The 24,914-nt window shown below is 32.5% G+C and carries 26 protein-coding genes and 3 pseudogenes; 4 read left to right on the top strand and 25 right to left on the bottom strand.

Annotated features, from left to right (window positions below; all coding sequences use genetic code 11):
• Nucleotides 1–239: 239 nt before the first annotated feature.
• The 4 genes from IGK63_RS15190 to IGK63_RS15205 form a co-directional block, all read right to left on the bottom strand.
• On the bottom strand, nt 240–854 hold the full coding sequence (locus IGK63_RS15190) for a hypothetical protein (protein ID WP_008381639.1): 615 nt from the start codon (nt 852–854) through the stop codon (nt 240–242).
• Between the two features lie 556 nt (nt 855–1,410).
• Nucleotides 1,411–2,262: a helix-turn-helix domain-containing protein gene (locus tag IGK63_RS15195; protein WP_016612623.1), complete on the bottom strand. Its 852-nt coding sequence runs from the start codon at nt 2,260–2,262 to the stop codon at nt 1,411–1,413.
• 269 nt (nt 2,263–2,531) lie between these two features.
• Nucleotides 2,532–3,356, bottom strand: coding sequence for a hypothetical protein (locus IGK63_RS15200; protein ID WP_016612624.1), 825 nt, complete (start codon nt 3,354–3,356; stop codon nt 2,532–2,534).
• Nucleotides 3,357–4,370: 1,014 nt separating this feature from the next.
• Nucleotides 4,371–4,958, bottom strand: coding sequence for a TetR/AcrR family transcriptional regulator (locus IGK63_RS15205; RefSeq protein WP_051154589.1), 588 nt, complete (start codon nt 4,956–4,958; stop codon nt 4,371–4,373).
• A gap of 249 nt (nt 4,959–5,207) precedes the next feature.
• Between IGK63_RS15205 and IGK63_RS15210 the strand changes: the two genes are divergently transcribed.
• The gene (locus IGK63_RS15210) at nt 5,208–5,852 is read left to right on the top strand and encodes a GNAT family N-acetyltransferase (RefSeq protein ID WP_016612626.1); all 645 of its coding nucleotides are present in this window, start codon (nt 5,208–5,210) and stop codon (nt 5,850–5,852) included.
• 399 nt (nt 5,853–6,251) lie between these two features.
• Nucleotides 6,252–7,232, top strand: a pseudogene (gene galE, locus IGK63_RS15215) (UDP-glucose 4-epimerase GalE).
• A 1,027-nt stretch (nt 7,233–8,259) separates the two neighbouring features.
• Here the strand turns inward: galE and IGK63_RS15220 are convergent.
• The 3 genes from IGK63_RS15220 to IGK63_RS15230 form a co-directional block, all read right to left on the bottom strand.
• A complete protein-coding gene (locus tag IGK63_RS15220) occupies nt 8,260–8,706 on the bottom strand; it encodes a carboxymuconolactone decarboxylase family protein (RefSeq protein WP_034872048.1) in 447 nt (148 codons plus the stop codon).
• 99 nt (nt 8,707–8,805) lie between these two features.
• Nucleotides 8,806–9,603 carry an HAD-IIB family hydrolase gene (locus tag IGK63_RS15225; RefSeq protein WP_016612631.1) on the bottom strand — a complete coding sequence of 266 codons (798 nt, stop codon included), beginning with the start codon at nt 9,601–9,603 and terminating at the stop codon, nt 8,806–8,808.
• A gap of 49 nt (nt 9,604–9,652) precedes the next feature.
• Entirely contained in the window at nt 9,653–10,288 is a 636-nt protein-coding gene (locus IGK63_RS15230; protein WP_016612632.1) for an FMN-dependent NADH-azoreductase, read from the bottom strand.
• A 78-nt stretch (nt 10,289–10,366) separates the two neighbouring features.
• Between IGK63_RS15230 and IGK63_RS15235 the strand changes: the two genes are divergently transcribed.
• Nucleotides 10,367–11,305, top strand: coding sequence for a helix-turn-helix transcriptional regulator (locus tag IGK63_RS15235; RefSeq protein ID WP_016612633.1), 939 nt, complete (start codon nt 10,367–10,369; stop codon nt 11,303–11,305).
• Between the two features lie 516 nt (nt 11,306–11,821).
• Here IGK63_RS15235 and IGK63_RS15240 read toward each other — a convergent pair.
• From IGK63_RS15240 to IGK63_RS15250, 3 genes are all read right to left on the bottom strand, one after another.
• Nucleotides 11,822–12,616: a SufE protein gene (locus tag IGK63_RS15240; RefSeq protein WP_275626494.1), complete on the bottom strand. Its 795-nt coding sequence runs from the start codon at nt 12,614–12,616 to the stop codon at nt 11,822–11,824.
• 285 nt (nt 12,617–12,901) lie between these two features.
• A complete protein-coding gene (locus IGK63_RS15245; protein ID WP_005233121.1) occupies nt 12,902–13,306 on the bottom strand; it encodes a hypothetical protein in 405 nt (134 codons plus the stop codon).
• Nucleotides 13,307–13,312: 6 nt separating this feature from the next.
• Nucleotides 13,313–14,434 (bottom strand): RHS repeat domain-containing protein, encoded by a 1,122-nt coding sequence (locus IGK63_RS15250; RefSeq protein WP_016612635.1) that lies wholly within the window; start codon nt 14,432–14,434, stop codon nt 13,313–13,315.
• A gap of 148 nt (nt 14,435–14,582) precedes the next feature.
• Between IGK63_RS15250 and IGK63_RS15255 the strand changes: the two are divergent.
• Nucleotides 14,583–14,690, top strand: a pseudogene (locus IGK63_RS15255) (IS6 family transposase); the annotation flags it as partial.
• A 56-nt stretch (nt 14,691–14,746) separates the two neighbouring features.
• Here the strand turns inward: IGK63_RS15255 and IGK63_RS15260 are convergent.
• From IGK63_RS15260 to IGK63_RS15330, 15 genes and pseudogenes are all read right to left on the bottom strand, one after another.
• On the bottom strand, nt 14,747–15,280 hold the full coding sequence (locus tag IGK63_RS15260) for a hypothetical protein (RefSeq protein WP_016612636.1): 534 nt from the start codon (nt 15,278–15,280) through the stop codon (nt 14,747–14,749).
• A 433-nt stretch (nt 15,281–15,713) separates the two neighbouring features.
• On the bottom strand, nt 15,714–16,082 hold the full coding sequence (locus IGK63_RS15265; protein WP_016612637.1) for a BlaI/MecI/CopY family transcriptional regulator: 369 nt from the start codon (nt 16,080–16,082) through the stop codon (nt 15,714–15,716).
• Nucleotides 16,083–16,566: 484 nt separating this feature from the next.
• Nucleotides 16,567–17,229, bottom strand: a complete 663-nt coding sequence (locus IGK63_RS15270; protein WP_275626687.1) for an ABC transporter ATP-binding protein — start codon at nt 17,227–17,229, stop codon at nt 16,567–16,569.
• Nucleotides 17,230–17,243: 14 nt separating this feature from the next.
• A complete protein-coding gene (locus tag IGK63_RS15275; protein WP_005233111.1) occupies nt 17,244–18,017 on the bottom strand; it encodes a hypothetical protein in 774 nt (257 codons plus the stop codon).
• Between the two features lies 1 nt (nt 18,018).
• Entirely contained in the window at nt 18,019–18,807 is a 789-nt protein-coding gene (locus IGK63_RS15280) for a hypothetical protein (RefSeq protein ID WP_429972537.1), read from the bottom strand.
• Nucleotides 18,804–19,568 carry a hypothetical protein gene (locus IGK63_RS15285; RefSeq protein WP_005233108.1) on the bottom strand — a complete coding sequence of 255 codons (765 nt, stop codon included), beginning with the start codon at nt 19,566–19,568 and terminating at the stop codon, nt 18,804–18,806. The genes IGK63_RS15280 and IGK63_RS15285 overlap by 4 nt, the downstream gene beginning before the upstream one ends.
• Nucleotides 19,569–19,623: 55 nt before the next feature.
• Nucleotides 19,624–20,025 carry a hypothetical protein gene (locus IGK63_RS15290; protein ID WP_005233107.1) on the bottom strand — a complete coding sequence of 134 codons (402 nt, stop codon included), beginning with the start codon at nt 20,023–20,025 and terminating at the stop codon, nt 19,624–19,626.
• A 564-nt stretch (nt 20,026–20,589) separates the two neighbouring features.
• On the bottom strand, nt 20,590–20,769 hold the full coding sequence (locus IGK63_RS15295) for a hypothetical protein (RefSeq protein WP_005233106.1): 180 nt from the start codon (nt 20,767–20,769) through the stop codon (nt 20,590–20,592).
• Nucleotides 20,770–20,862: 93 nt separating this feature from the next.
• On the bottom strand, nt 20,863–21,192 hold the full coding sequence (locus tag IGK63_RS15300; protein WP_005233105.1) for a hypothetical protein: 330 nt from the start codon (nt 21,190–21,192) through the stop codon (nt 20,863–20,865).
• Nucleotides 21,193–21,236: 44 nt separating this feature from the next.
• Complete coding sequence (locus tag IGK63_RS15305) at nt 21,237–21,440, bottom strand: hypothetical protein (protein ID WP_005233104.1); 204 nt, start codon at nt 21,438–21,440, stop codon at nt 21,237–21,239.
• Nucleotides 21,441–21,689: 249 nt separating this feature from the next.
• A complete protein-coding gene (locus tag IGK63_RS15310; RefSeq protein ID WP_223273059.1) occupies nt 21,690–22,040 on the bottom strand; it encodes a DNA cytosine methyltransferase in 351 nt (116 codons plus the stop codon).
• A gap of 112 nt (nt 22,041–22,152) precedes the next feature.
• Nucleotides 22,153–22,503, bottom strand: coding sequence for a hypothetical protein (locus IGK63_RS15315; protein WP_005233100.1), 351 nt, complete (start codon nt 22,501–22,503; stop codon nt 22,153–22,155).
• 122 nt (nt 22,504–22,625) lie between these two features.
• Nucleotides 22,626–23,103, bottom strand: a pseudogene (locus IGK63_RS15320) (DNA cytosine methyltransferase); the annotation flags it as partial.
• A 394-nt stretch (nt 23,104–23,497) separates the two neighbouring features.
• The gene (locus IGK63_RS15325) at nt 23,498–23,677 is read right to left on the bottom strand and encodes a putative holin-like toxin (protein WP_034872427.1); all 180 of its coding nucleotides are present in this window, start codon (nt 23,675–23,677) and stop codon (nt 23,498–23,500) included.
• Nucleotides 23,678–23,956: 279 nt separating this feature from the next.
• Nucleotides 23,957–24,853 carry a LysR family transcriptional regulator gene (locus IGK63_RS15330; protein ID WP_008381857.1) on the bottom strand — a complete coding sequence of 299 codons (897 nt, stop codon included), beginning with the start codon at nt 24,851–24,853 and terminating at the stop codon, nt 23,957–23,959.
• Between the last annotated feature and the right edge of the window lie 61 nt (nt 24,854–24,914).

The following is a 24,914-nucleotide window of genomic DNA, read 5'->3' on the forward strand; positions in this document are numbered from 1 at the left end:
TTAACAATTTTGATTGAATCTACCATAAAAAACGATCTTCCTACTTAAGTACATAAAAAAGGTATCTAGAGAGGATTCATTTTCTAGATACCTTTCTTTATAAATAGTTCCCAGCGAAAGGAAACATTGCTCCTAAAATATAAGCGTATGTTCACTCGTTTTTCTATTATACACTCAAAAAATTATTCAAGCAGCACGACTATTGCAGGGAAAACCGAATCTATCTTAGAGATTCTATGCTATTTTGCTTTGTTTGCTTCATCGACAGCTTGTTGCGCTTTTTCCTTACTTCCATTGCTGTCATTAGCTTTACTAATTGCGGCTTGCAGTTCACTGTCCACTTGACTCAACGCATCATTGGTATTATCGACGTCTATGGAGCTATCGCTTAAACCGGCGTCCGCAGCAACTGCGTTCGCATAATCCTTTAGCTTCGTATTTGCAGATTCTAAATCTTTTGCATATTGCGCTACCTTATTAACATTGGCGTTCGCACCACTTACAGCAGCAGAAGCTTCACTATTTTGGGCTTGCACGTTTTCGATTGTTTCATTGGCCGCTTGTAAATCACTTTCCGCTTTTGCTTTTGCTGCTTCAGCTTCCGCTTTTTCTTGGACTAGTTGTGCTATTTGGGCTTTTTGACCTTTAATCTCTATCCCCAAAGCGCTTAAAACTTGTGCAATTCTTATGGAATCGTCTTTTGTCCCCAAAAAATGAAACGTCGTTGCAATCGCTGCATAGGCGCCCACACTAAATGAAAAGATCATTCCCAGTGCAGCAAGAGCTAGGACACACCCTTTCTTATGCTCTTCAATATACCTTCCGATTCTTGTTTGTTTCCTTCTTTCTCTCATACACTTCTTCCCTCTCTCATTTTAATTATTTATACTTCTATCTTTCGATAGTTTTTTTATATTGTTTGCTAACTTAGACGATGATAGTCGCTACTCACTCTCTCATTACCCTTTGTTGAAAAGCAACGAAAATAAACTCAGTTACAAATCGACTCCATACCATCCATAATTGAAAAATGGCCAATGTCAATGTCCTAGATTTGATTACAAAGTAAATCATCAGAAAACCAGTTCTGCCGGAACACTATTGTGACATTAAGCACAATGTATAGTTTATCAAACCTCGTTTGTTCGAATCATTTTGGTCTGGTATTTCGGACTTTCCAGATTTGCTGAATTCCACTTTCCTTTTATAAACCTATGAAAATAAGCAATAAAAAAAAGAGTTCAAAAACGTTTTAGTTTTTTGAACCTTTGCTTCTGTAATCCCCTATACTTTTTGAACTATATTTACACAAAGCGCCTATCTATGAGTCACCTTGCATGGCGCTGTCTTAAAAATTATATTTAGTAGCTTCTAACTTCAACATAGATTTAATACACTGGAATCAGCATGTTACTCCAACAATAACGAGAACATTTTTGATAAAGGTGCTTGATCAAGTTCAACCATGATGTCTAGCATTCTTGTTGCCATTGTTCTTCCCTGCTCCTCATTGACTGTCCTCATAATCAGTAATCCTTCAAAAAATTTGTACAGCGTTCTCGAAAAAAAGTCTTGGAAACTGGTGGATAACAACCCCAATTGGGTAAGTAAAACTTCTGCAAACTCATACTGATTTTTTACAAATGTATATTCAATAATATTAATCAGGAGACCACAATATACTTCTCTGCCTTTCTCAAATTGAATATAATACTCCAGCAGTTTAGAAACTCTTTTAAAAAAGATAAATATAAATTCGTGATCTAAAAAATCTAGTGTATTGGCAAATAAATGTATTTCTTGAAGCGTCCAGCTTTCAATCCCCATTAAATAGGACAAAATCAGTTGCTTATCTTCTTCTAAAACGACAGCGGTATTGTATACTCCATAAACTTCTAAATGCTGTAAAATTCTTATTCTCGAGCGTACCTCAGCCACTCTGATCGCATTTATTTGTCCTGATTTTCTTTCTAGTTCTTTTAAAAGTAACGCTAATCCTTTTATGTCTTGCTTATTAGATAGGTTGGCGTAATGATAAGTGTAATGATTTTGTTCATTTAATTTATAGCCATTGGCAATAAACAAGAACTCGCTAATATCCATAGACAAGTTTTCTAATATCTTAATAAGGACATCAGAAGATATATTATGTTTCCCTTTCTCAAATTCAATCGCATATGATTTTGAGATAATATTTCTATAGACTTCTTTTTGACTAAATCCTTTTTTTAGCCGTATTTCTCTAATCGTTTCTCCAAACATGCATTATCCCTCTCTAAAAACGTGATACATTTCTAAATAAAACTGAGTAATACTAAAGTGCATATCATAAAAAACCATTTCATAAATTATTCTCCTTTTCTATTTTTGATGTTCTATGGCACCTAAAGATTATGCTTTCACTGAGAATCTAGACAAAGACTGATCACAATAGCTTCAGTCTTTGCCTATTTTGATTTCTATACAGTTTCTGCGTACCCGGCAGATGACGTTTGGAGAAAATTATTATCCAAATCAATTAATTAAATTGATTAGTTCTTTGTTTTCTTCACTCTTATGCTAACTACACCTAGGACACTTATAACTAAAAAACCTACAGCTTGTAAAATATTGGAAAATAGCGTACTTTCACCAGTCTTTGGGAAAGTATGACCGTTGTTTTTAGATAAAATATTAGAAAAAGCAGTGTCTTTTTTGATAGCTCTCATGGGAACGCTTTTTTTAGCTGAACTTAAAAACCTAACAGGTTTCGCTACAACATCCGTTTTTGTCTTTTCTTTTGATGTTGATCCATTTGTTCGGTTCGATCCTTTTCCACTAGTTTCGGCTATCCTTGTATCTTCTTCGGACTTTGTTGCTTCTGTTGTGGTTGGTACGGCTCCTTTTTTAATCGTTGTCGTTCCTAATGTCGGATCTGTTGTTGTTGGTTGTTCTACAGTTGCTTCAACGGTCATTCCCGTTTGACTTTCTACTGTTGATTCATTTGTTTGGTTTGATTTAGATTCTGTGGTACCTACTGTTGTTAACATTTGTTGGTGTACCGATGTTCCTTCATCTTGTACTTGTATTTGAACTAATTCGTTCGGTTTGTCTGAGTCAGGTTCCTTTAGTTCAGGGTAATATGATGAGCCTTGTATTGATTCTAATGAATCGGAGACGATCTTGCCGTATTCTCTTGTTTCATCATTGAACCAGACATTGCCGTCCTTAGACCATCTATCTCCCTTATCATCAACTGCTCGGCTTTCACTTAAACGTGTAACATGATGACCATTGATTGTATCCGCATGAGCTTCCGCTGCAAACACTAGAATAAATCCCGCAGCTAAAGTAGTAGTTATAACTCTCTTTTTCATTATTTACTCTCCTATAAATTTCTAAATAAATGTTTCAGCTGAGCATCATTGTGATAAAAAACACAACCGAAAACATTTTTAAATTCATTCCTAATTTTCTGAAACTAATCTTGCAGTTTTCATTATAGTCTCCTTTAAATAAAGTTTGCATTAGGTCTTATATTTGAGACCATCTTATTGGCCATATTTAAAATATCTTAAATATAGATCTTTTATAAATAATTCTGTTTATGAGTTATCCGTAAAAAGGGTCATAAACTATTAAGTTTCTGACCCAATCAAATAATTATTCAATCAACCATAAAATGATTTTTCAATCTAAAAATGAGTGATTTACGATTCTATGGTCACAAAACAAAATGATTGATCTCAATTATTTTATATAAAAAATGAGTTCAGAAATTAAGCATTTTCTGAACTCTCTTTTACACTTACCAATCACCTATATATTATTATCAAGTTATTACTTTTTAACTTATTTTTTACAACTAAATTTTTATTCATCACCAAGACCAGGATTATCCACTTTAAATTCGTCGTCTCTTATTTATCTTTGTAACTTCAATAATTAGTATCTGAATTGATTCAGCAAATCGATAAAATAATATAAACACAGTTACTTTCATACCAACTTTTATACTAAACACTTAATTGAAATCTATTGAAAATTAGATTTATTTAAGTGATATTCTTTTAATTTCCTGTTCCAAAGCTCTTTATCTACTCCATCTATTTCTCTAATTACTCTAGCAGGATTGCCACCAACGATAGTATTTCCAGGGACATCTTTCGTTACTACAGATTTTAAGAATCAGGTTGTGATTAATAAAAATTACACTATCCAATCATTCAACTCTTCAAATTTCCCTAATTTATCAAAGTCTTATCTTAAATATCTTTCGTTCTCAAAAACTGTCAATGTGGAATTCGGTATCACTTTCACTAGATTTAAATTTCCTTGTTCAGTCAAAGCGTTGTATCAGTGTAATTGTTTATCCATAGGTGAACAATAAATTATAGCTTCTCTGTTGCAATATTTTTAGATAAATAGTATTCAAAATTTATATCCATAGATAGTAGCATACCGATAAACTCTTCCTTAGGACAATTAAATTCGGATTCTATCCAAGATTTTATCATAGAAAGAAAGCCACTTATATGATAAACACTATACAGATTCATCTTAAAGCCCACAGCATGGTCTCCATATACTTCTTTCCATTCATCTGAAACAGATTTTTCCAAAAAATTGGTTAAATCTGAGAAGAATTTTGTGTCGTAATCGTTTCTAAATACCATTTTACATACTGATTTATTGTTTATAATGTACTCAACAACATGCCTAAAAAATTCTGTCATTCCATTTTTTTGTTTATCCATTATCTCTTTCAAATCTTTCACAACACTATCTTCAATTTGTTCATATAAGTCATATATATCTTTATAGTGACTGTAAAATGTAGCTCTATGAATATCCGATTTGATACACAATTCTTTAACTGTAATTTTCCTCAACTCTTTGCGTATCATGATTTCTGATAAACCTTCTTGTAAAGCTTTCTTAGTTTTTCTAACACGAGGATCTTCATTAGTGCTTTTCATATATACCTCCATTTGTTTACATATATTCGATGGGAATATTCAGCATAAATATTAACGCTAATATAATTATGTATATAAGAAAATACTTTTCACAAGCTTTTTATTCAGTATTGTACACTACATATAAAGATTGTCTATTAAGCGACACTTGTACTACTTATTGAATATTGTATTGAAAAAATCAGTAGATTAAACTTATGACTATAAACATATTTACTACATAATTATGATTAGGAGTGAAGGGCAAAAATGATAGAATATAAAAAAATGGAGAAATCCTACCTTTATCAAGCAGCTAGAATGAATGCTATTAGTTTTTCTGATTACCCTCTTGTGGGTAAAATTCGCAACGAATTTGAAAGTAACGAAGCTTTTATTGATTTTTTGACTGAAGCTCTTAAAGTTTACATCTATGCTCATAGTAAGAAAAATACAGTCTTTTTAGGTTTTGAAAACAATAAAATTAGATCTTTTGCTATCTTAGTTAGTCCTCGTGATAAAAAAGTAAATTTCTTTGATTATATGACATCTGGTGGAGTAAAACTATTAACAATGGCTCCTATAAGCAAAATTTTCTCACTATTACAACTGTTAAGCACCGGGCATAAAGCTGTAAATAGTTTTGCAGGAAAAACGTGGATGCTAGAATCATTGGCTGTAGACTCTTCCCAACGAGGGAAAAACTATGGAAGTAAAATGATCAATGATTGTCTTTTACCATATATAAAAGAAAATAAGCCCCAAAAAAGAACAGAGTATTTCATCACATTTACTAATACTGAACGAAACAGACGATTCTATTCTAAAAATGGTTTCTTTGAATTCGATTCATCGGTAATTAAAGATGGTAATCAAAATATAGGTAACTGGAGTTTTAAAATGGATATCAACTAATTTATCTAATATAAGTTTCTATCGAAAAGCAATCCGGAGTAAATTTGATTTAAAAAACTATATTCTAAGAATTGAAGCTTGCGGCGAGTTTCATATACTCACAAATTACAACCGAATCTTTAAGTGATCTCTATTCAAGTTCATTTATCAATGATCTCCACATATAAGGCATCAAACATGAGTTAATAGCAAGAGCGTGCAGCGTTTAAAAGTAGTCAAAATTAAACTATAAGTATCACATATTCAAATAATGAAATACAAATTCTTTATAAACTTAAACTTTACCCATTTCATTAATTGTTATTGTCTAAAATTATGTTCGTCAATTAAAATAAATGATATCCAGTTAATCAATTAATCAGATTGGCTGACAAAAATAGTGTTACATTGGAGGTCCTTATGTCAGTTTTAGTTTTAGGCGGTGCGGGTTACATTGGTTCAAATGCAGTGGATATGCTTATCAATCAGGGATATGAGGTCGTAGTCGTTGATAATCTTTGTACTGGATTTAAAGAAGCTGTTCATGACAGAGCAAAGTTTTACGAGATAGATATACGAAACAAAAAGTTACTGCGTTCTGTTTTTGAAACTGAAAATATTGACTCTGTGATGTATTTTGCTGCCTTATCTCTAGGTCGTGAATCTGTCGAACAGCCCTTATAATATTTCAACAATAATGTTTACGGAACACAGATTGTTCTTGAAGTCATGCAGGAATTTAACATAAAATATATTGTCTTCTCTTCGTCTGCTTCAGTCTATGGCAATACAGAAATGAATCCTGTTCATGAATTAATACCTACTGCACCAATAAATCCCTACGGATGCTCTAAAGTAATTATGGAGACAATGATGGACTGGGTTAGCCGATCATCCAACATGACATTTGTTTCTATGCGCTATTTTAATGTCGCTGGGGCTGAAAAGGATTTTACACTTGGTGAAGTGCGTCCTCGTCTGATTCCTATTATTCTAGAAGTGGCTCAGAGAAGGCAAGAAAAGATAACCATTTTTGGGAACACTTATACTACTCATGACGGTACCTGTGTACGTGACTACATTCATGTCTTAGATTTAGTTGAAGCACACATATTAGCCTTGGAATATTTAAAATGTGGTGGTGCGAGTGAAATTTTTAATCTAGGATCCTCGAAAGGTTACTCTAATTTAGAAGTGATAAATGCAGCTGAAAAAGTTACAGGGAAAAAAATCCCAGTTGAAATCGTTACGAGTGTCGTTGGAGATGCTTCTTCTTTAATAGCTTCAAACAAAAAAATTAAAACTATTCTTGAATGGGAGCCTAAGTATAGTGGAATTGAGGAAATTATTTCTGATTCTTGGGGATGGCAAAAAAAATACCCAGATGGTTACTCGAATTGATTAGTTAAATAACCTGTTCTTTGACATTTAGTGTTGGTAGAACCAGAAAAATGGTCACATTCATCTCAGCGTGAATGTGACCATTTTCTATTTTCAACATGTGTTCTATCTTTAAAATATATTTATTTTATCACTTTTGAAAGTTATAAAAAAAGATAAGGTAATAATATAAACTAAAAATAAAGGGAAATCATTAATCTTAATTTAAACATCTAAGTTGATTATACTCAGAATCAACCAACGAAATTATTGTGAATATTTTAGAATAATAAGATATTATATATACGGTTATTGAAGTCGCTAATACCAGTTGGACTATTATCAATAAAGTATCTGGTTGCAAATTTGATAAAATGAAAAGGATCTTTTTGGGGAAAAATTTTATAACAGTTTTAGAAACAGGCACCATAGTAATGCAATATAACTTAATTTTTAGAAATATGAGAATAAGAATAATTAAAAGCCCGTATCCCCGAAATAAATTATTTTTAAATCGAGTATTTCTAATTTTAAACACTGCAGAGGTTGCTCTTTCTAGATATGATGAGAAGTAAATTATACCCAGATCCTCAACTTTAAATTTTGTGATAAATTTAAAGTAAATATGTTTAGAAATAAACTTAGTAACAGGTTTTAACATCAATATCGTCTCAAAAAAAATATATGTCGTGACTATTGATTTCAGTTTAAACGTTTTATTAATTAGTATATATATGAAGAAAACTACAATAACTAAAAAGAAATAAATGTATTGCTTTGCTATAGTACTCTCTTTAGAAATATAACTTTGTACTTCAGTAACGTAACTGCTTCTTTGCCTAAAAAAAGCTTTGACACTTTATTAGCTATTTTCTCTCACCTCGAATCTTTCTTTTCTATTTTAAATTAACTAATCTTATTACATTCGTATTCTCAATTTCTATATGGTATCGAAAAAAAGATATAAATGTTAAGTTTCTGACCCTCTTTTCTTGTTCTATAAAAAAAAACCGAGAGGAAAGATCCTCTTCGGCTTCTGATAATAATTTTACTTTTGGTTAGACGCAAAATTCCCCATAGAAATGGACACTCTATTCCAACTATTGATTTGAGTAATTAATAATACTAGATCAACATATTCTTTTTCATCATAGTAATCGCGTACACGAGCATACAAGTCTTCAGGAACTTTTAAATCTGAAATTAATGTTATAGCTTCTGTAAGCTCCAAAGCGACCTTTTCTGCATCCGTATAAAAATTACACTCTCTCCAAGCACTTATACAGTAGATTCTTTGTTCTGTTTCCCCTAATTTTCGAGCATCGCTGCTATGGAGGTTTAGACAAAAAGCACAGCCATTGATTTGAGAAGCACGAATTTTAATAAGCTCTCGTAGATTTTTATCAATCTCTGTTTTACTTAAGTATTTTTCCACTTCCAACAAGTGTTTCATTCCATCAGGTGCTGTTTTATAATAATCAATTCTTTGTTTCATTTCACTTTCTTCCTTCCTATTGACGAAATCAACCAATTAATTTCTATAAAGTAAATATGATAATTTGTCTTACAATGATATTTAAAAAATTACAAACTATTAGAGGGTGATAAATTTTTCGATCGCACGTAATACGCCATCTTCGTCATTTGATTTAGTAATGAAGTCTGCTTGTATTTTGACTTCCTCAAAAGCATTTTTCATTGCAACACTGATACCTGCTTGAGAAAATAGTTCGATATCATTAAACCCATCACCAAATGCAATCGTCTCAGATTTATCGATGTTCAAAATCGATTGAAGTTGGGCAACTGTTGTTCCTTTATGAACATTTAAGTTCGAAATATCGATCCATGCTGCTTCTGAAGCAACAACATAGGCTCTATCCTGAAATATTGCCAATTCCTTCACTGTTTCAAAAGAGCGTAATTGCGGATCGTATACAGTAATTTTAACGAAATTTTCTGTTATATCAGCAAGATTTTCTAAGGTTTCTAAGATCTCGTATGAGCCTCTCGCCTTTTTGATATCTTGGTCTCTTGTCGTATTTTTTACGTATGCGGCGGTCGGTGTGCAAGCTATAATTACATAGTCGTCTGCAATTTCGTTTAACTTAGCGATAATATCTAAACCTATTTTATTAGGAAGCAATGACTGATAGATATAGTTTCCTTTATGTTTTATCCGTGTTGCACTATCACCTAATATCCATATATCCCTTGATAATTCTTCACCAAAAATTTTTTCTACTCGTTCACATTGTTTTCCTGTACATGCAGCAAACGTGATGTACATTCTCTTCATATCTTGATGAATCTTTTTAAAATATTCTTGATTGAACTTACTATCACTATTCAAAAAAGTTCCATCCATATCACTAATAATCAATTTTATCATTACTATTCCTCAATCTCAGTAGTAGATTTGTGAACTAGATCAGTTAGGTCTATACAAAAAGATCCCACTCATAATTCAGCATTTGTTTAGCCTCCATCATAATTTCTGACTCAGACAACAATGCTGTTCCTTGTGCTCTAACAATCCCAAGTCTAGAGAACCCCATGATTTCCTCAAACATCTGCTTGAGATAATTGTATGAGAAGTCCATTTTAGAATATCGGTCATCATTTGTGTAAATACTACCGCTTGCTTGCAGGAAAAGTATCTTATAATCATCGACCATTAAACCAACAGATCCTGTTTCGGTATATTTAAATGTCTCACGAGCAATCAAGATATTATCCATATAGTCTTTCAAACGAGACGTCACATTGAAATTATGAAGGGGGGACACAATCACGATTCTATGATGATCTTTAAATTGTTGTAACAGAGTCGTAGAAGTCTCATCAATTTTCATTTCATCTTGCGTTAAGCTCTCTCCAACTCGTTTTTTCTCCCAAATTGCTAATAATTGACCTTGCTCAACTCTTGGAATGTCCATATCATAAAGGTTGATAGTAGTGATTTGGTTTGGATCAAATTGCTCATGAAACTTACCTAAAAATAAATCTTGTAGCTTACTTGAATAAGTTGTTTTTTTGTTGAATTCAGGGTGGGAATTAATTAGTAACGTTTTCATGTTAATACCTCTTTTCTTTTGATATACTTACTATACTATGAAAAGGTGTCAGAACATGATACCGTTTAAGGAGAGATTATGAAAAAGTCAGAGCGACTAAATAAAGAATTGATTTTTTTAAAGAACAAAAATTTTTTCAACTTAAAAGATCTTATGGAAGAATTTAATATTTCTAAAAGTACTGCTTTACGTGACATTGAATCTTTAGAAGAAATGGGGCTTGCTTTGTATTCCGATTATGGGAGAAGCGGCGGATATCAATTAATGGATCAGTCACTATTAACGCCTATTTATTTTGATCAAAATGAAATTTTCGCGATTTTTTTTGCCTTAAAAGCACTAGAACTGCTTTCTAGCACTCCTTTTGATAAATCATATACACATATCCAATCAAAACTCATGGTTACTTTAACAAGCAAGCAGCAAAAAGAGATAGAAACACTTTTAACTGTTGTAAAGTACTACAATACAGCGCCATTAAAAACACAAACAAATCTAGCCAAAATACTTGATTCTATCTTAAATGAAAAAGCGATAAAAGTGACCTATGCCCAGTTTGAAGAAATTGAAACAATACTGCAAAGTAATGAACTTTTCTATCGAAACGGGATTTGGTTTTTTAGTGCCTACGATTTTACGACCCACCATTGGGGGACTTACCGAAGCGATTGTGTTGTAGCGAGTGAGATCTTAGAAGAATTTGATCAGTCGTTTTCTATTGAAGAACTAAACCAAATTCAAAAAAAATATGAACAAAATTTTCATGATATACCTTTTCGTTGTCGATTAACGGCATTTGGTAAAGAAATCTTTCATAAACACAACTATCCTAACATGTCCTTAGAGATCAAGGATGGCATTTCTTACATCGTTGGCGGATATAATCAAAAAGAACTTCCTTATATGACTCATTATCTATTACGCTTTGGTAATAGTATAACAGTCGAATATCCTGAAGAGTTAAAGGACAGCTATTTGAAAGAGCTTCAATTGATATTGAAAAAATATTTAAAATGAGAATGATTCAAACGCTCTCAAACTTATTTTAAACTAAAAAAGTATCTTGACCGATATGGGTTAAGATACTTTTTCCTATGTAATCACAAGCATTGTAATTTTGATATAAGATTGATAACTAAAAACTCTTAAGTTTCTGACCCCGTTAAGAATTTGTCCAAATACTTATAAAAATGATTTTCAAATGAACAATCATTTAATTTAAAAGTTTAAGGACATAAAAATAAAAAGCTTTACTGCAATTATGGTATCTAAAAAGAGTGCTCAAAAAATAGTTATTTTCTGAACACTCTTTTAAATAGATTCCTAAACACCTTGATGATTTAATCATTTGGATATTATTAACAGATAAACCGCATAATTTGCTGCACTTTTCAACGCACCCCACCATATTCTTCAAATAATTTAGTCATCATCCATTGTATCTCACTCTTGGTCTGACTTTAATCTCTCACATATTAGGTTGCAGTTTCATTGGTAAATTCAATGATTAAATAATGATGATAACATTTTAGACTATATTATGCTATTTAGCAGTTCACCCATAGTGGCTACAATATACATTTCCTCTGTTTCAAAAATAATATTGTTTTTACTAGAATAAACATTATATATCTCGTGTCCTACTTTTTCACTAATATCTATTTTTTTAATATAGCACATAGTTTTATCAAATAAGTAAATGGAATCTTCTGCAAAAACGCAAATATAATCATTAAATTGTCGAAGCTCAAATATGGTAGCGTCACACCTAATTTCTTTTACTTCAGTTAAATGGCTATACAAATTACATTTAATCATTATTTGTGTTTCTGCATCAGTATATGCGATTAAAAAGATATCACCATTAGCGGATATTGTAGATATAGCCCCTAGATCAATGAATGTCGAAGTTAAATGATGAGGGAGTACCGCATTAAATCTATTTAAATCTATATTGAATTCTACTAATCCATAGTGAGCCCAATCGTTTTCTGCGGATAGTATTCCTTCTTCATTATACGCAACTAATACTCCGCTTGGAGATGGCACTATATTTAGTATTCCATTTCCTAATACAGTAATAGAATTATTTATAAAGATAGCCTCTTCATCATCCATCGAAAAAAATAGGTACCATTCATTTTTATACATCATAATTTCATGAATCTTAATTTCCTTTTGTTCGAACAGTTCATTCTCAAAAGTATGAATTATTTTATCTTCTTCAAAAATTTTAATAGTAGCTTTTTCTTTTGAAAATATACATAAATTGTTTTCTGTGGGTGTAGTTAAGATTGTTAGGTTATCTTTTAATGGTAATTCTCTCATCATATGCACCTGCACTTTTTTTCGTCGTTGATGATAGCTCTAAGATCTGTGACCGTCCCGCGTTCTTTTAACTAATCGGAAAACATAAAGAAACTCAACAATCCATATTATAACAATTCGAGTAATTTTTACAGCAACGAAAAATCCTACCCAAGTAGTGATTGTTACCGGAATTTATCCATATGAAACAAATTTGTTCAATGGATTACTGTCCAAGTGGGCATGCACATTATAGATTCTCTAAATCGAGATTTAGTTAGATAAAAATTCCGTGAGTTAAGTAGGTCATAAAATAATTTTGTACGCCATATTTTTTGAAGATACGTTAAATAAATTAGTTTTAAAATGAAATCTGTAACCTTTAAAATCTAAAGCAGGTTCATCTAGCAGATTATCGCTTCTAAATGAAAAATTATAATTAAAATCTAGTACTCCTTGAAATTTGAGGACGACCTTGGAAGATGTTTCTAGAGAATTTAATAACAATAATAGACTTGCGTTTTCATATATATCACTTTCCATACCTTCTTCACCGGTTAACATACTAATACTAGCATAGGATAGCGATCCATCTAAATTTAGTATCATACCTGAGTAAAACTCCATTTTTTCAACAAATGAATCATGAAAATTCCCATACTTTTCATTCAAATATCCTACTTCATCCGAATTATTTACATAACTCCACAATTCACATCATCTCCTTTTATTAAATTTCCTATTATATCGTGGGTACTTTTGGCCATTTCCATTTCTATTCTTCCAGCTGTGCTTGTGTGGAACATGGGGATGTCGTTTAGCATTACCGTGATTACTGTAATCGATATCAACACGTGGCTTCCCTTTTTTATCATAAATCCTTTTTTGGTGTGTTCTACCATTTTTTTGTTGAGTTTTTGTTTTAGCTTTCCCTCTATATCCCTTAGGGCCTTTATAAGAAAGATTTGGTGTAGATTTTTTATTTTTGTTATAAGGTCGTTTTTTCGCCAAATAATAACCTATACCTGCTCCAGCTAACATAGTTACACCAGTAAAAATCACTTTTGCACTTATATAAATCCCTAGACCAGCTACAATCGCAAAATGCCCATTAGGGTCAACATTCATCACCGGATTATTGTCCGCGTAAGTATATCCATTCATGGTCAATGGATCGTCTTCGTCCCCTGGATCAGGATCAAGAGAGGTAAAAACTCCATGTGCCGGATGATAATACCGTGCCATTAAATAATACTGTTGGATTTCAGCATCGTACGTATATCCGGCATAACCATAAGGATTGCTTTTCGCTAGTTCCGTTTTTGCTTCACTGGTTAGAACGTTTCCCCACGCATCGTAAGTGTAACTGGCTACTTGCTGGCCGTTTTCGTCCGTCAATGCAACCACATCACCATGCCCATTGTAATGATAGTATACCGTGTTTTTCCCACTCTTCATAGCTAAGCGAATATTGTCATCAGAGTAGATATAATGACGTAAAACTTGCCCATTCGTATCTGTTTCATACAGCACATCAATGCTATCACCATCATAATGGTAGTTTGTTATCTGTCCATTAACCTTCTTAGACAATCGTCGGTTGTCCTCGTCGTAAGTGTATGTGATAAATGGTTGGTTTTCTCCCTTTTTCGTCACCCCTACCAAGCGATCCGCTTGATCCCAAGCGTAGTTATATTTTTCATCACTTAGACGATTCACATTTGCATTATAGGTTAGTGCTTGACCATTGAAGCTAATCAACTGGTTTCCGGTATTAAAAGCTGCTTGATGAGTTGTGTTGTTGATAGTTACACTTCCGATTGCACAACCGATTTCCATTTAAAAACTGCTTCAGAAATATTCTGAACTTCCGCTGATTTTACAACTTCAGGCTCACTTGACACATTAAATAAGATTCCACCTATCAAAGCAAGTGAGATCATACAAAGAACAGCGAATGTAATGATTTTTTTCAAATCTATAGTCCAAAAGCATTGAAGTGGTTTCCGCTTTATACAAAGAAAGTCGAAGAGAAATTACCCTCTTCGACTTTTCTGCTTGGAATGAAATTGAAAGGTCATTCAAAACAGCATAATCCATTGGTTGAAAATTAGGCAAATCCGTTTATCTTTCAAGCTTTTCAACACAACCTCAAAAACCTTGATCAGAATAGATACTTGTTAATTTTTTTAATTTCTTTTTTGTTATATATAATCCCGAAACAAATCTCTGTTGAAGATCTAGATTATTGATATTTGATACCCAAATAAAATCATAGTTATTCTGAAAATCTTCTATACTATTTTTTAACTTTTCAGACTTTATACTTAAAAGGAATATATCTTCAAAGACTGTGTCCATATATAGGAATCTATCAAAATTTTCAGAGAATATCATAAAAGGATACATTGTATCATTTGTATAATTCCCCAAGAAATTTTTTAACAATTTTTTATCGAAAAAACACTTTTTACTATATTTAAAGAAGTAATCATCATAATAAACATAAATATTTTCTTCAGTTTTAAAAATCAATTTTAATATCTTATTTCTATCTGCAATTGAAATATTTGAATCACCAAAAAAATTATAAAATTTTTCTTGTTGGAAAAATTTTGAATACATATCTTTTTTTAGATTAAATAATTTATTAAGGTTTTCTCTTATATACTCATAATCTGTCATATTACCACATACGGACTCTAATGATAACGCTACCAACAATCCCTTTTCTAAAATAATTCTTCTTTCCCTGCACTATTCTCTCTCCCTAAACATTATCCTTCTAAATTGAGTGTTAAGCCAGAAGGTCAATTAAATATAATTTAATTGTATATAAATTGTCAATACATTTTTTAACAATATAAATACAAGACTTTCTACTACGAAAATTGATTATAATAGCATGCTTGAAGAAAGTTTAGTGCTAGTTTGAAAATAATAGCTAAAATTATACTGCAAACAAGCGGGATCTGTTGCTGAAGCAATTAAAGCCCTTGAAACGATAAATTATGTCTCCAGACTAAACGTTTGAAGAGTTCTTTAGGAAAAAAGGTCAAAAACTTTTAAGTTTCTGACCCTTTTTTATTCCCTGAATAGTCTACAAAATATGAAATTTTCAACTATTCTTATTTATGGCATTTTTTCTTTCAATTATAAGATTGGAAAAGTATTCGGTTTGCTTTTTGGTCTTTAAAGAGTTTACTGCATGATTAACTAATTTTTCTACAGCCACTTCCCCATACTCTTCTTTTATAAAATTTATAAAAGGAATACTAGGCCTGTAAGCCCGTGCTAATACGTTCTGAGAATATTTAATCTCTTCTACTTTTAAATACCCTTTATCTAACAAGCTTCTTATCACAGCAGCAGTCGTATTTTTGTTTAGTTCTGGAAGTCTTTTTAATATTTCGTGTTTAGTTAAAGCCTGATTGAATTCATAAAAATAGTAAAGAAGTTGATATTCAGATTTGCTTAATTCTAACATAATAGCCCCTTAACTTTTTTTCGATGATTCTCTATTTGTAAAATATAAAAACGACCACTAGCCAATACACATATTTGATAATATCTATTATAATCCATTGTACCTTGCCATTAGTTGCTTGGGCAGAAAAAATTTAAACATATGAAGTTAATAACACTACTGATGATAAAGATCACTATAGCCAAACAGTTAAGATTACAACGATTAAAAGTGTATTTAGAGCTAACATTTATAGCCACGCATACCACTTTTTCATTTAAAAAAACTTTATGCATAATACGATTACTGAAGCAAGCTATCATTAAATTAATGCTTCAAAAACATTGAATTTGGTAGAGATGAGTAGACTATATCAAATAGATTGTCTGAAACAGTTGAAAAGAAATTATATTATTTTAAGTATTAAAATCATATCGTTTTCTACGAATATTTAAATAACTAAGAGGACGATATGCTATTTGAATGACTATTTAAAACAATAAGATTAATTTTCTATTTGAGTTTTAAATTCTATGTTCTCTAATTTATTATCCTTTATTCTATAAACTTTATCACAGAGTTTATTTATATCTTCTTTATTATGACTAGCTATTAATATAGTAGCTCCTTTAGTAGCTATTTTCTTAAATAAAGATCGCATTTTTTCAACACTTTCTTCATCTAAAGCATTCATAGGTTCATCCAATAAAATTACTTCTTGTTTTTCCATAATTGCTTGAGCAATCCCAAGTTTTTTCTTCATTCCTAAAGAGTAATGTTTAACTTTTTCATCTTTTCTATCGATTAGTCCTACTTCTTTTAGTACTTCAAATATATCTGCATCTGATATCTCATTTTTAATACTAGAAAGTAATTTAAGATTTTCAAACCCTGTAATATCTTCTAAAAAAGATGGTTCCTCTATAAGTACCCCTAATTTATCAGGTAGTGCATTATTTCTCGTTATATTAATACCATTCACAGATATATTTCCTTTATCTGGAATAATAAATCCAGAAATAAGTTTAAATAATACACTTTTTCCAGATCCATTTTCACCAACGATACCAATTATCTCGTTAGCTTGACACTGGAAATATAAATCTTCGAAAATGATATGCTTTTTAAATTTCATACTCACATTGTCTAATTGTATTACACTTTCTATAGTTTTCACTAATATCACTCCACTCCTAATTTCTTCAGATTAAACAAATTTAGATATCCTATGATTAAATTTTGTATACTAAACCATAAAAGATTTGGCACTAATGATTCTTTTTCCAATAAGAATAAATTAGTTCTATAAACAGTTAAAATTCCTGTGTTAAGAAATAAAAAATGATTTTTCCCAAAAATGAAAAATGAATATATATAAATTATCAGTAGAAAAACAATGATTCCAAACGCTAATGTCTCTTTTCTTAACTGAGCTTTAACCAGAATAAAAATGTTTATAAGACTAAAACTAGTAAGCATATTTAATAGGCAAAATAGCATTGTTTCTTTTGAAATTAATAAGAAAAAAATTTCGGATAGGCTGCTATTGAAAAGCGTAAAAGCAGATAAATAAACCACAAGAATAGTAACTGCTATTCCCCAATATAGTACGGATAGAATTAAAGAAAAGAAAATAGAGTTATAATACAAATTACATCGACTCTTAAGTCTGATAATGGCTAGATACAAATAGGAATTGTTACTAAAACTAGACGCTGCCGAAAATCCATAAACATAGGTTAGATGTAATACTAAAAATCTTATAATTGTTAAAAAAGAAAAATCTTGGTAGGGAATACCGTTAATGATTGACTTATAAATTAAATCTGGTTGATCACCGACATCTATTAATGTAGAAATATAAATAATTAAAATTAATATAATGCTTGATGCGATAAATTTTTTGCCATTTAATTGTGCGAAATAGATTCTTTGAAACCGTAAATTGCTATGCATTTTAATCTCCTAGTTTAGTATTTTTGTATAGTATATATAGAGATGAATAGTTAGCTACTAAAAGGGATAGCCAATAAAAAAAACTTATAGAAATTGAAATAAACTGGCCATTTGCTCTTTCAAAATAAATCAAATAATGATTAATAGGCATCATAATTTTAATTAAGCTATTTGTAGGTGATTTAAAAAAGTAAGCTTGCAGCCCAATCATTCCAAATATAATTAAAAAGCTAATTCCTTTCTTTTTTAGTAACACAAACAAAAAATTAAATAAATTCCCAATAGTCAATAAGTATAAAAAGAAAAATAGAAAGGCAAGCCCTGTTTGAAATACGGGAGAATAATTAGTATTTGGTATAGCTTGAAACGTATTTTTAAAAAAAGTAACTAATTCTTGACTCCAACTATTATTAAATCTCAACTCATAGATTCCTAATACTGAACTTATGAAGAAAATCCCAGCCATATAATAAAAAGTAACTTTCAAAACTAAATTGATATCTGAAATAAATAGAAATTTTCTATTAGGTATCCTACTAAGATAAAGATAATTATTAAGGTTAAATGAAAACTGCGAATTTATTATGATTAAATAAAGCAGTGGAAAAGCAAAAATTGTGGAATAAAGATTTTGAAAGTTATAAAGTAACCACATGAAAAAATTTCTAGTTGGTGTTTCCAAAAAAAATTGATAGTAAGAAAAACAAATTATTATTAATAATAAACTTACAAAGAATATAATATGACGATTATTTTTAGATAATCTTATAGCTTCTATTCTTCGAATCATATGTTTAAATTTCCTTTTGCGATTTTTTTATAGCCCACAAAGAAAGTCGATATAAGTAGGAATGCTAACTGCAAAGATACTAAATAGCCATTTGTGGCTGTATTTGAAGTTAAATCAAATGTTGTAACTGGTTCATATTTATCAAATCCCATAAAAGGGAAAATAAAAGATGGTAAAAAATATACGATTAAAGGAAAAAACACACATATATATCGATTTTTAAAGTAGAAAGAAGAAACTAAACCAATGTTGGCATATATAAATCCAAAAATACTGCTATTTACTATAATGACAACAGCATAAAACAATTGATTTTTTGAAAAAATGCTAGAAAATGCTCCTCCTATTACCCCTACATATGCATTAGAATAGTCAGGAAATATTAGTAAATTTATTATTAGTAACAATGTCAATGGGAAGAATAAAGATAGAAAACCAGATAAACCCACACTAATAAATTTTTTAAAGAAATAATCTTCTTTCGATTCTCTAACAAATATTGCTGTAGTCATATTATTCTGAAAATCATTTATAAAAGAATCGGCCATTGGTAAAGCCGCTAACAACGGAGCCAATAAAGGGAGTATTGAGGAAGTGCTTAAACTAAATCCAGAAAAGAAAATAGTTAAACCTTTCTCCATTTCGATAAGCAATATGTTACCAGCTATTCCTATTACAATACTCACAATTGATAAAACTATTGAAAAAACAAATAATTTTGATTTTAGCACTAACTTCAATTCGTAGTGTATATATTTCATTATTAAATCCCCTTTAACAAAAAATCTGGCGCTATCATATATTTTAATTTACAAATTATTTTTCGTCTGGACTCCAACTTCCTTGAGCAGCAACTTTAACGGTAGTTGTTACAGGAGTTGCAATTCCAAGTGAAGTGTTGCTACCGTTATAAGAAGAACCGCCACCAGAGTAACTAAGTGTAATTCGGTCCCCAGACCCCATATTGTAAGATGGGGTTATATTTGAACTATCCTTTTTTAAACGAATAGAGGTATTGATTCTTTTATTACCACCTATTGCAGAGTTATTATGAACACCTTTCCCTGCAGACTCTTTCTTCAATGAACCAGTAACGATTGCGCCTTGTCTAGGAATCGTTACATCATAGGTTGAAATACTTCTTGCGAAAGAAGGAATTACAAAACCAAAGAAAGATGCGATTATACCAATTGTCAAAACTAGTCTAATTTTTTTCAAAATAATATTCTCCTTTTATTGATAGCGCCATAATTAACTTTATCGTTTATATAAACCTATATCAATAATTTTTTAAATTATACAGTCTTTTGACAAACAAATTATAGCTTAAAAATAAAATTAGAAATATTAAATTATTGATTTTTCTTAAAATTATTCCAGTAAAGTTTCAATTTAATCCCACCGATTTATTGTCCAGCTGATACCATGCTTCACCACCACTAGACCATATATCTAATGGTTAAATATTGTATCTCTCACCTTATTTTTTTAAATCATAGAAGTATTAATCAGTAAACAAAATATAGATCTAAGCAATAATTCACTACTCCTCTCTGGATAATCTGCCATCAAATCACATTTTACTATTGATTTCTCATTGGACAAAATTAACCAACGAGCGAAGTTTTCCATCATTTGCAAGTGCTAATAATTTTACGATTTTCTTTTTGGCTTTTTCATCCATTGGATCTCACCTTTTGTCTGATTTTAGTTTACCACGTATTGGATAACGGTTTCACTGATAAGTGATAGCACTTCAATAAAATAGAAAATAAAGTGCAGTCACTTTCTAAGCTCAGGAATCTCAAATCCCGCTTTTTCTTGCTCAAGCAACATATCTAAAGCGATACACATTAATTTCGATTCACTTTTCTTGTACTTGGTGTTCAAGTGCTTCAGTCCCTGCTTCCTCTTTTCATTAAGCGTTACAGGAAGACGTGTGTTTCCTTTTGCAATGGTCATAACTCGCTCTCCTTCATTGAAACGATCAAAGATTTAATCAAAGACGCAGCGAGCGTGTAACCACACTCGCCGCAGCTTTGAACGGACTCTTTTCTACTGATTGTTTTTCATGACTTCCTTTGCTTCTTCTGTAAGGGGAAAGACTTTTGCAACAGCCATGCCACAAGGAATTGCCCCTACAGCTTCCTCACAAATGACACCAGCTTCTATCAGTACATCTTCAATGCCCGTATTTTCAGACCACCCTTTGATTGCGACGAAATCTTGTTTGATTCCGACACTCGTGTTCACCGTAGCCGTAGCAAGCAGCTCTTCTTCAGACTGACCTCTTCTTTTCTTAACCAGTTGAATCGCTACATTGTTATTATCTTCATAGTGATCAAATGTCACAATACATTTTTTCTTATTTAAAACGGCGTTCATAGTTTCTCCTCCTAAAGATAAGGAGTTACAAGGCAAAACCCTGATTATTCAGTGATTTCTTCTTTTAATTGATCCGCAAGTTTTGTAAGCTTTGCAGCGTTATCGAATCGCATTCTTTCTATAGAAGATTTCTTGTGCATCAAATCAGAGACAGTCATTGCTTTGACTTCGGATCTATTCTTGATTTCAGTGATCGAGTGACCGCTTTTAAATAGCAGCCATTCAATTTTTTCTTTATCTGCATACATATTTTTTCCTCCTGAAAGGAGTGTGACAATTAAAGCTTGCCACTACTCGCAATTATGGTATATTTTGAGTAGTAGCGTCCCGTGAAAGGATTTGTTACTGTGCATTTATTCTGTTCCCAGCAGAATAAATGCTTTTTTTGTTCCGTCTATTTTTAATAAAACCCCTCCTTAACCTAAATAAAATAACGGTATACCGTATATTTATTATATCACGGCATACCGTTCTTTTCAAGAACTATCTATAATTTTTTACCTTTCGCTAAAGCGATCAAAAGCCGTCGTATCGTTTATTTCGAAGTGCTTTGCTATGAAATAAATGACTGATACAGTAACCGAATTTCCAGCTTGTTTGTACAGCTGACTATTCGAAGTTTCTTGATCGTATCTGCAGTTATAGTGATCAAGCCCGTTACTGATTATTTCTTCAGCAATCTGCCTACTACCGAATTTCGCTGACAAAAAGGTCCAATCAGGAAACAACTGCAGTCGCCAACATTCAAGTGGTGTTAGTTTCCGGATCTGAAAAACATCGGTTACTACGGCTTGCTGATCACTTGTAACGTGGGTATATTTGCTTGCTGATTTCCCACACGTCCCCAACGTTTTGTAGATTTAGGATAAACGAAATTGATACTATCGGCTGGTAGTACTGCAGTATAGCCTTTTTTCGTGGCTGCTTTCACCAGTATTTTGGGTTTGTGGCCGCCACCACTCATGGTGGTAAGTGTAGGGCATAGCCATCTACGGAATGGATCGCTGCAGCTGATCGATAGGAACCATCGATCGACCCTGCCACGATAATTCCGTGACGATCTTGTGTGGTTAAGATAAACATCGGTGTTTCATTTTCCTTCATTCTACGGCCGTTTTGGCGAATAGTGGCTTTATCTGGCATTAGGATCGGAATCGCAATTTTATTTCCTTCCCCTTTGTTTGTGGTGATCGTAGGACTAAGTCCTGAAGCATCATATACTTGGCCATTCATTCCTCCACCGCTTGGATTGACGTTGCCAACAACGATTTGTTTCGGTGTTTTGTAGTCCGTTGCGGTCAAAGTCCCCATCAGACCATCTGTATATTACGTTCTTTCTCGTGTAAATCGACTTAAATCATTCGCTGCATGTGACGCCAGCTAAATGGATCCTTCCTGATTTTTGATCAACTGATCCTTCTTCTCTTGTGATAGGAAAATCTTTTTGGTACCTGCTCCTCTAAGATGTCCGATAATAAATAAACGCTCTCTGTTTTGGGCGACAAACTCTTTGCTTTTAAACAGTTGCCATTCCACGTCATACCCCAATTCATCCAAGGTTCGGAGGATTGTCTCAAACGTAGCCCCTCGTTCATGGTTGAGAAGTCCTTTGACGTTTTCAAGGTATAAAAGCTTAGGTCGCAAGGTAGATGCTAAGCGTGCATTATCAAAAAAGAGAGTTGCTCTAGTATCTGAAAAACCCTTTCTTTTTCCAGCAAGGCTGAAAGCTTGGCACGGAAATCCTCCCGCGATAATGTTCACACGTCCGATTCCTCGAATAAATTCATCTGAAAATTTTGTGATATCATACATTTCTACCTCCTGTTTTGTGTCAGGAATTGATTGATAACTTTTTCTGGCATGGCCATCGATCTCACAATACCCAACACATCGGTAGCCAGCTTGTTCCATCCCTAAACGAAATCCTTCGATTCCTGAAAAAGATCTAAAAAGGTGCCTTTATTTTCTGTTGTACCATTTTCCATTGTTCACTCAGTTTCTTCATGCGCATGAAAGGTATTTCAAGTACCTGATGGATTAAGAATACCGAGAAAATGGATGGTTAAATTGCGGAAAAATGGTGGTACTTAGACCTTTTTAAAGAAAGAAAAGCGATCTTTTTTGCCCTCCACCTTCCAGCTGCTCCCCACCACTTAGGAGGACAAAAAATAGACGTGCAAAGCACGTCTGTAGCGTCAATGATTGATATCTTACTGAAATCTTGCTATAATTACTGTGTAAAGAGGAGTTGCGTCAACAACTCCCCTACAGCACCGTTTAAGACGGTGGCAAGTTTTATATTATTTTAGTAATCAGTCAACTCGCCAAAGTTTAGTGACTGGTTACTTTTTTTGTCGTTTTTTGCTGCAGTTAGGATGCCAAAGATAATCGTTGCGATTAAAGAACCGAAACTAATCATTAGCCCTAATGCTTCAGCTACAGACAAAAGGCTTCTCCTTTCTAAAGAGTTAGCACTTACTTTCATAAGCACCACCACCTTTCAAAAGATAGCCACCGTCACAAACTTTACTGTCCTACTATTATACCAAAAATCCACGTTAAAAACCGATAGTTATCAAGGTTTTTAGCGTTTTTTCATGCGATAAGAGCGGTCTAAGTAAAGGAATTTTTTTCTCGTTTCATTGATTAAAGGAACCATCCATTCGTCTTGTCCCGCATTGAAAGATCCCTTTTATTTCAACATCCGAAGAACACGCACCTGCACCATTTTTTCTCTGACCTTACCTCAAGAAATCCCCACTCCTCACCCTTCCTCCTCCCAGGACAGCTCATCCAAGATCCTAATCAACTTTTGAACCTCTTGATTCAACATCGCACTCTTTAAATAGGCATATTGAATATAAAAAATTTCCTTATCTTCAGGGACTAGCGGTATTTTCACTAAGCCTTCCATTTCTTGAAACACAGGAAATTCCGTCATCAAGGTAATGCCGATATTGGAACTGACCAGCTGGCCAATCGTCTGGACGTCTGAAAAATAAAAGGGGACTTCCGGCTTCTTCTTTGATTTCTCACTTAAATTCTGAAAGGCGCGCATGTGGGTATAGCCTTTTTCCAATAGGATAAAGGGATATTCGGCAGCTTCTTCAAATGAGATTTCCTTTTTCTTAGCTAATGGGTTTTCTTTTGACACAAAAATAAAAAACTCTTGTTGGTGCAATAATTTCACCTGCAGATTCGGGTGGACGAGGGGATTGACACTGCCCAGCAAGCTAAAATCGATTTTTCCTGATAATAGTTTTGAAAGCAATTCATTGGATCCCCCAGATACCAAGTGAAATTTCGAAATAAAGCGGATGATCTCTTTTTCATCTAAGAGTTTTGAAAAGACTTTGGAACGAATGATCGGCGGCAAACCGATATGGGTCCGGTTGTTTTTGGCATGGTCGATGGCTCTGTCTAAGGTCACAAATTCATCTAAGATATATTGCGCATGAGCCTTCAAAATTTCCCCTTCCGTGGTCAATGAGATGGAGCGATGTGAGGCTTCTCGCACGATCAAATCACAGCCATAATGCTCTTCCAAGCGTTTGACAGCGTAGCTGACGGTTGGTTGACTGACCGCAAATTTATGCGCCACTTGGGTAAAAGAAAGCATATCTGCCAAAGCGTTAAAGTATTCTAAATCTCGTATATTCATCGTCTGATTCCTCCCTTAACCGGTTTAAACTAGCAGCGGTTTTGTTATAAATAATTTTTAT

The organism is Enterococcus sp. AZ040 (genome assembly GCF_050499185.1).
Classification (GTDB): domain Bacteria; phylum Bacillota; class Bacilli; order Lactobacillales; family Enterococcaceae; genus Enterococcus_D; species Enterococcus_D entomosocium.